This window comes from uncultured Ralstonia sp. (genome assembly GCA_913056305.1).
Classification (GTDB): domain Bacteria; phylum Pseudomonadota; class Gammaproteobacteria; order Burkholderiales; family Burkholderiaceae; genus Ralstonia.
Window position 1 is genome coordinate 1 of the sequence record CAJXMR010000238.1, and the last position, 6,716, is coordinate 6,716.

Annotated in this window: 6 protein-coding genes and 1 pseudogene; 4 read left to right on the forward strand and 3 right to left on the reverse strand. The window is 67.6% G+C overall.

Features of this window, described 5'->3' with window-relative positions:
* The coding region (locus QZ609_RS22965) for a CBS domain-containing protein (RefSeq protein WP_295499833.1) at positions 1-558 on the forward strand (558 nt) is incomplete at its 5' end.
* Here QZ609_RS22965 and QZ609_RS22970 read toward each other — a convergent pair.
* Positions 559-2,214, reverse strand: a complete 1,656-nt coding sequence (locus QZ609_RS22970) for a diguanylate cyclase (RefSeq protein WP_295499835.1) — start codon at positions 2,212-2,214, stop codon at positions 559-561. It lies immediately after the preceding gene.
* A gap of 1 nt (position 2,215) precedes the next feature.
* Positions 2,216-3,253 (reverse strand): NAD-dependent epimerase/dehydratase family protein, encoded by a 1,038-nt coding sequence (locus QZ609_RS22975; protein WP_295499843.1) that lies wholly within the window; start codon positions 3,251-3,253, stop codon positions 2,216-2,218.
* A gap of 59 nt (positions 3,254-3,312) precedes the next feature.
* Between QZ609_RS22975 and QZ609_RS22980 the strand changes: the two genes are divergently transcribed.
* From QZ609_RS22980 to QZ609_RS22990, 3 genes are all read left to right on the forward strand, one after another.
* On the forward strand, positions 3,313-4,362 hold the full coding sequence (locus tag QZ609_RS22980; RefSeq protein ID WP_295499837.1) for a CDP-6-deoxy-delta-3,4-glucoseen reductase: 1,050 nt from the start codon (positions 3,313-3,315) through the stop codon (positions 4,360-4,362).
* 270 nt (positions 4,363-4,632) lie between these two features.
* The gene (locus QZ609_RS22985; RefSeq protein ID WP_295499839.1) at positions 4,633-5,820 is read left to right on the forward strand and encodes an acetylornithine transaminase; all 1,188 of its coding nucleotides are present in this window, start codon (positions 4,633-4,635) and stop codon (positions 5,818-5,820) included.
* Positions 5,821-5,891: 71 nt separating this feature from the next.
* Positions 5,892-6,389, forward strand: a complete 498-nt coding sequence (locus QZ609_RS22990) for a GNAT family N-acetyltransferase (protein ID WP_295499841.1) — start codon at positions 5,892-5,894, stop codon at positions 6,387-6,389.
* 58 nt (positions 6,390-6,447) lie between these two features.
* On the opposite strand, the pseudogene QZ609_RS22995 reads toward QZ609_RS22990, so the two are convergent.
* Positions 6,448-6,716: pseudogene (locus QZ609_RS22995) on the reverse strand (ABC transporter ATP-binding protein); the annotation flags it as partial.

Here is a 6,716-nt window from a genome sequence, read left to right on the forward strand (position 1 = left end):
TCGATCATGACCGAGAAGATCGCGCGGCGCGGCTTCCATATCTATCGCGAATACGGCGTCGATCCGCTGGAGCGTCACGCTGTGGATGAGGTGATGACGCGCACGATGCAGACCATCGAGGCCGAGGCCACGCTCGTGGATACGCTGGCCGGCCGCTTTGGCGCATCGCAGGCACACCGCGCGTTCCCGGTGGTGCGTGACGGCGCGCTGGTCGGCATGCTCGACCGTGATGCGCTGCTCGCCGGCCAGCAGCGCGGCGCACGCATCATCGCCGAGCTGTTCGGCGCCAACGCCCCGGTGATGGCGTTGCCCGGCGAGACCTGCCGCATCGTCGCCACCCGCCTGGCGGTGCATGGGCTGGAGCGGCTGCCAGTGGTGACCGATTCGCAATCGCGCCGGCTGGTGGGGATCGTCTCGCGCAGCGATCTGGTCAAGCCGTCGCTGGCGTTCTTTGACGAGGAGCAGCGGCGCGAGCGCTTCAAGCGGGTGCCGCTGGCGGCGTCGCGCGTTGAGCTGCGCGCCCGCAAGCGCAAGGCAGCGCGACAGTCGCCACGCTGACTAGCCGGCCACGTACCGGTTGCGCCCGCTATCCTTGGCACGATACAGCGCCAGGTCCGCGCGCTTGAGCATCTCGGAGGCGGCATCGCCCGCCCGGCACGCGGTCATGCCGAGGCTGACCGTCATGACGAGGCCGCTGGGCAGCGTCTCGTCCACTTCGGCCACGGCGGTCCTCAGGCGCTCGACCACCTCGGTGGCGGCGTCGAGGGTGGTGCGGCTCATCACGATGGCGAACTCCTCGCCGCCCAGCCGCCCGATCAGGTCGCTGCTGCGCAGGACGCTGGTGGCGATCGAGGCGAAGCGCTGCAGCGCGAGGTCGCCCACCGCATGGCCCCAGGTGTCGTTGATGCGCTTGAAGTGGTCCAGATCGGCCAGCACCAGCACCACGGATTCACCACGCGTCTGCGCGCGCGTCAGCACGGTCTCGAACAGCGCGAGAAAGCGCCGACGCATCAGCACGCCGGTCAGGTGGTCGAAGTGCGCTTCATTGGCGAGTGCGCTGTTGGTGCGCTGCAGGCGCTGGTTCAGATGACGCGTCACGCGGTGATGCTGGCGCTCGCGCAGCAGCGACCACATCACCAGCATGAAGGTCAGCAGTATGCTCACGAACAGCGCGAAGCCCAGCATGCGGTAGCGCGCGTGGGTGGCCAGCTGCTGCGACCAGGCCACCAGCGGCTCGGCCACCACGGCGCTCAGGTCCGCGCTGGCGCTGCGTGTGATCAAGAGGGACGGCACCGCGCTGCCTTCGCGCCAGACCAGGGCGTTGCGCACCTCCGGCGGCACCCACGCCGGCACATCTCGATGCGACTGCACACTGGGCAGGTAGGGCCACGCATCGAAATCGACGCGCTGGTATTCGTTGAAGCGCTCGGACGGCGTCATCCGCGCCAGCCGCGAGTCGGGCAGGATCTTGCCCACCAATGACGTGTCGGTGGACAGGATGATCAACCCGTTCGCATCGGCCACCAGCGAGGTGGTGTGCGACACCCAATGCTGCAGGCGCGCCAGATTGACCTTGGTGGCTAGTGCCGCCACCAGGTGGCCGTTGTCGTCATAGACCGGCGCAGAAAAGAACAGCCCCGGCACCCCCGTCACGCGGCCGATCGTGAACTGCTCGCCCAGGCCGCCCAGCATGGCCTCCTTCATGAAAGGCTGCAGCGCCGACTGCACGCCGACAAACGATTCGGGCTGCCCGGCATTGCTGGCGAGCACCACATAGCCGTGCGTGTTGACCACCCAGGTGTAGTCCAGCCCGAGGTTGCCGTTGACGGTATTCAGGAAGGCGCAGGCCGCCTGCACCTCGGTATGCGCCAGCGCCTCCTTCGCGCGCGAGCCTTCGTCCATCAGGTTCCAGCGCTGCGTGTCGACGCGCGCGGCCGCCTGCGGAATGGCTTCGATCTGGGCGATGGTCTGCGGAATCGCGCGCAGCAGCGCCACGTCGGCGGTGATCTGGTTGGCCATGCCGCCCGCCACCTGCTCGGCCAGTTGGCGGCGCGCGTCGGCGACCTGCTGGATGTCGCGCGCGCCCATGGCGTCGGCCACGGCGCTGGCACCCGCCCAGCACAGCGCCACGCCGATCACCAGCCCCGCCAATGCCAACCCCAGCCGGACCAGCCGCCGGCGCGTGACATGGGCAGTGGCGGCAAGCGCGACCACGTCAACCCTCGCTGGCCAGGAAGTCCGCCACGGTCGGGTAGCGCAGCGCCAGCCGCAGCTCGCGCGCGAGCCGGTCATTGCGCAGCCGGCGCGATTCGCTCATGAACGACAGCAGGGTCGGCTCCAGCCGCTGGGCGGCTTCAGCGCGCGCGATGCGGGGCGGGCGCGGCAGGCCGCGTGCGTCGGCCACCAGGTCGAAGTAATCGCCCATGCGCAACTCCGAAGCGTCGCTCGCGTGCACCACGCGCTGCGCGCGGCCGCGGAACAACGCGGCGACGAGCGCGCGGGCCAGGTCATCGGCGTGGATGTGGTTGGTGAAGACGTCGTCTTCCGCGCGCAGCGCGGGCGTGCCGCGTTGCAGGCGTGCTTCGGGCAGGCGGTCGCCCGCATAGATGCCGGGAATGCGCAGGATCGACGTGCGCCAGCCACCGCCCGCGCCGAACCAGCGCACGCGGCGCTCGGCGGCCACGCGGCGTTGCGCGCGCGCCGTGGTGGGCCGCACCGGGCGGGTTTCGTCGACCCACGCGCCGCCACAATCGCCGTAGACGCCGCTGGTGCTGGCATAGACCAGCGTGCGCACCCGGGCATGGTGTTTTAAGCGGCCGGCACGGGGGCTCCGGTCGGGTAAAATGCGACGTTTCGTCATAGACAACGCAACGGATGCGCCCTGTGCCGGACCGGCCGCACGTAGCGAACCCCGCAGCGACCCGGGTCGGGACAGCACATGTAGCAACGCAGCCGTGCGCGGATCGTCCGTGCCGGACGCGGGCGGCGGCGCCAGGTGCAGGACGCGCGGCGCCAGGCCACGCAGGCGGCGCAGGGAGTCGATGCGGTCGAGATCGGCCAGCACCGGCACCGCGCCGGCAGCACGCAGCGGTACGCGACCCGCGTCGCGCGAGGTGACGGCAAAGACGCGAAACTTGGATTGCAAGGCCGGCAGGCAGCGCTGACCGACATCGCCGCATCCGACGATCAGGATGCGCGGACGGCCCAGCCTCGGCATGGGTTGAGGTGACCGGGCCGCCGCCTGGGTCATCATCATCGGATGCGCCGCAGCGGGGCGACCAGACACTCTTTTCAACATATTCGGATTGTAGTATGGCTTACCAGATCAACGTGCTGCCCAGCGGCCGCCAGTTCCAGGCCGAAGACGGCGAGACCATCCTTGCAGCGGCGCTGCGCCAGGGCATCGGCCTGCCGTATGGCTGCAAGAACGGCGCGTGCGGCTCATGCAAGGGCCACGTGCGCGAAGGCTCCATCGTCCAGGGCAACCACTCGCCCAACGCGCTCTCCGCCCAGGAAGCCACCGAGGGCCGCGCGCTGTTCTGCTGTGCCACGCCCGCCACCGACGTCACCATCGAAGTGCGCGAAGTGCATGGCGCCGGCGACGTGCCCATCAAGAAGATCCCGTGCCGCGTGGCCTCGCTGGAGAAAGCTGCGCCGGACGTCACCATCGTCAAGCTGCAGCTGCCTGCCACCGAGCGCATGCAGTTCCTGGCCGGCCAGTACGTCGAGTTCATCCTGCGCGACGGCAAGCGCCGCAGCTACTCGATCGCCAACCCGCCCCACGATGACGGCCCGATCGAGCTGCACATCCGCCACATGCCGGGCGGCGCCTTCACCGATTACGTGTTCGGCGCCAAGGAAGGCGCACCGGCCATGAAAGAGCGCGACATCCTGCGCTTCGAAGGCCCGCTGGGCAGCTTCTTCCTGCGTGAAGAGTCCGACAAGCCGATCATCCTGCTGGCCTCCGGCACCGGCTTCGCCCCCATCAAGGCCATCATCGAGCACGCGCAGTTCATCGGCAGCCAGCGCCCGATGACGCTGTACTGGGGCGGCCGCCGCCCGCAAGACCTGTACATGCACGCGAAGGCCGAGGAATGGGCGCGCACGCTGCCGGGCTTCCAGTACGTGCCGGTCATCTCCAACGCCCTGCCTGAAGACGCCTGGACCGGCCGCACCGGCTTCGTCCATCAGGCGGTCATGGCCGACCACCCGGATCTGTCCAACCACGAGGTCTACGCCTGCGGCGCCCCGGTGATGGTCAACGCCGCCCGCACGGACTTCGCCGCCCAGAGCAAGATGCACCCGGACGCCTTCTTCGCGGACTCGTTCACCTCGGAGGCGGATCTGCACCCGGCCGGCTGACCGTTGCACAAATCCACACTGGGTCAATTTTCGTTTTGACTTGACCAGGCATCCGTCTTATTCTTGCGCCCATGAACCAAGCCCTGCACCTCCGACGCCGCCGTACGTTGCTCCCCTCGGGAAGCCACGCGGCTGTCTGCTGATTGCACGACTCAGGTTCACAGGATTCGACGATCACAAGGCCACGGGCACCCCCCGTGGCCTTTGTCTTTTTCCCACCCGCGCTTTCCACGTTTTCATCTTCCTGCCGCCTTTTTCTGGAGCTTTGCCATGGCGTTTGCTGACTACCCCGTCCAGTCCCTGATGTACATCACCAACCGGCCCGAGATCGTCTTCACCGAAGGCAAGGGCTCGTGGCTGACGGATCACAACGGCAAGCGATACCTGGATTTCGTGCAAGGCTGGGCCGTCAACTGCCTGGGCCACTCCAACGACGGCATGATCGCCGCGCTCAATGAGCAAGCGAAGAAGCTCATCAACCCGAGCCCGGCCTTCTACAACGAGCCGATGGCCAAGCTGGCCGGCCTGCTGACCGCGCACAGTTGCTTCGACAAGGTCTTCTTCGCCAACAGCGGCGCCGAGGCCAACGAAGGCGCCATCAAGCTCGCCCGCAAGTGGGGCAAGAAGCATAAGAACGGCGCCTTCCAGATCATCACCTTCGACCACAGCTTCCACGGCCGCACGCTCGCCACCATGAGCGCGTCGGGCAAGGCTGGCTGGGACACCATCTTCGCGCCGCAGGTGCCGGGCTTCCCGAAGGCCGACCTGAACGACATCGCCTCGGTGGAACGCCTGATCACCGACGACACTGTCGCCGTGATGCTGGAGCCGGTGCAGGGCGAAGGCGGTGTGCTGCCGGCCACGCCGGAGTTCATGCAGCAACTGCGCGCACTGACCAAGAAGCACAAGCTGCTGCTGATCGTCGATGAAGTGCAGGCCGGCTACGGCCGTTGCGGCACCCTCTTCGCCTACCAGCTCTCGAACATCGAGCCGGACATCATGACGCTGGGTAAGGGCATCGGCGGCGGCGTGCCACTGTCCGCTCTGCTCTGCACGGATGAAGTCGCCAGCTTCGAGGCCGGCGACCAGGGCGGCACCTACAACGGCAACCCGCTGATGACGGCTGTCGGTTGCTCGGTGATCGAGCAACTGCTGGCCCCGGGCTTCCTCGCTGGCGTGAACGAGCGCGGCGCCTACCTGCGCGCGCAACTGCTCAAGCTGTCGGAAGAATTCGGCCTGGCCGGCGAGCGCGGCGAGGGCCTGCTGCGCGCCCTGCTGCTCGGCAAGGACATCGGCGGCCAGTTGGTCGAGGCCGCGCGCGAGATGAACCCGACGGGCCTGCTGCTCAACGCACCGCGCCCGAACATCCTGCGCTTCATGCCCGCGCTGAACGTCACCACCGATGAAATCGACACGATGATCGGCATGCTGCGTACGCTGCTGAAGGCGCACGCTTAAGCGTTCACGCATCACCCGGGCGGCGCGCGATGCGCCGCCCTCCACCGCTGTTCCCACCCCCGAGGTTTGCCATGGCCGCAACGCAGGTTGTTCCGGCCACGGGGATCGTTTTGTCCGACGATCCTGCGTGGCTCCCGCTGGACCAGATCTATCGCTTCCTCTCCGAGCACACGCATTGGGCGCGCGGCCTGCCTCGTTCGACATTCGACCGATCGATCGCCAACTCGCTGGCCTTCGGCGCCTACCGCCTGAACGACGACGGCACACACGGGGATCTCGTGGGCTTCGCGCGCGTCATCTCCGACTGCGCGACCTTCGCCTACCTGTGCGATGTGTTCGTGCTGCCAGAATGGCGTGGCAAGGGCATCTCCAATGCACTGATGCATTTCCTGCGCGGGCACCCGGAGCTGCAGGGCCTGCGTCGCACGGTGCTCGTCACCACCGATGCCGCGTGGCTGTACCGCAAGCACGGCTTTGCCGACGTGCCGGGCGACATCGGTTTCATGCAACTGCACCGGCCGAACGTCTACCAGGCCAGCGCGGACTCCGCCCAAGCCGCATCGGTCTGACGCACCAAAGAAAAAAGCCTCGCGGTTGCGAGGCTTTTTCCAGGTTGCTGCGTGGTACTTATTCGCCCAGGTAGGCGGCGCGCACCTTCGGGTCGTCCAGCATCTGCTTGGCGTCGCCACTCATGGTGATGAGACCGGAGTCCATCACGTAGCCACGGTGCGCTGCCTGCAGCGCCAGGCGCGCGTTCTGCTCGACGAGCAGCACGGTCACGCCCTGCGAGGAGATGTCGCGCACAACTTCGAAGATCTTCTCCACCATGATCGGCGAGAGGCCCATCGACGGCTCGTCCAGCAGCAGCAGCTTCGGTTGGCTCATCAGCGCACGCG